Annotated in this window: 1 protein-coding gene; it reads right to left on the reverse strand. The window is 39.3% G+C overall.

What is annotated here, in order from left to right; all coding sequences use genetic code 11:
• Positions 1–11: 11 nt before the first annotated feature.
• The gene (locus BCT81_RS01000) at positions 12–506 is read right to left on the reverse strand and encodes a GNAT family N-acetyltransferase (protein WP_102423011.1); all 495 of its coding nucleotides are present in this window, start codon (positions 504–506) and stop codon (positions 12–14) included.
• Positions 507–514: the final 8 nt, after the last annotated feature.

The raw sequence follows: 514 nt of genomic DNA on the forward strand, positions 1-514 counted from the left end.
TTAAATGTTTGTTATATGCATTTTTCAAAGTACTGAACTGGCATATTTTGATAGGAACCGTCACCACTCGCCTTGAACCCAAGTTTAAGAAGTATATGCTGCGAAGGCATGTTTTCAGGTTCAGTTATAGCAAGAACTTTCGTATAACCAATTTGATTGGCAAAAGAAAGAACGGCAGAACTTGCTTCGAATGCGTACCCTTTACCCCGAGCTGAAACCTTAAGCCGATATCCAAGTTCAACTACACTTTCGCCTTTATAGTTAAATGATTCTATCCCACAATAACCAACTAGCTCGCCAGTCCTGCGTTCCACAACACAAAACTTTCCAATACCTTTATATTGAAATGCACGAACAAGCTCTTCAAAACGCGTATCTGCTTGCTCATGTGTCATTGCGCCAGTTGGAGAAAACGCCATAAAATCAGAATTACCAAGTAATTTTATAACTTCACTACGGTCTTGCTGCGTAAATATTCTGAGTTCTAAACGCTCCGTTTTAATCACTTAATGCC

Source organism: Vibrio sp. 10N.261.52.A1 (genome assembly GCF_002876325.1).
In the GTDB taxonomy this organism is placed as follows: Bacteria; Pseudomonadota; Gammaproteobacteria; order Enterobacterales; family Vibrionaceae; genus Vibrio; species Vibrio chagasii.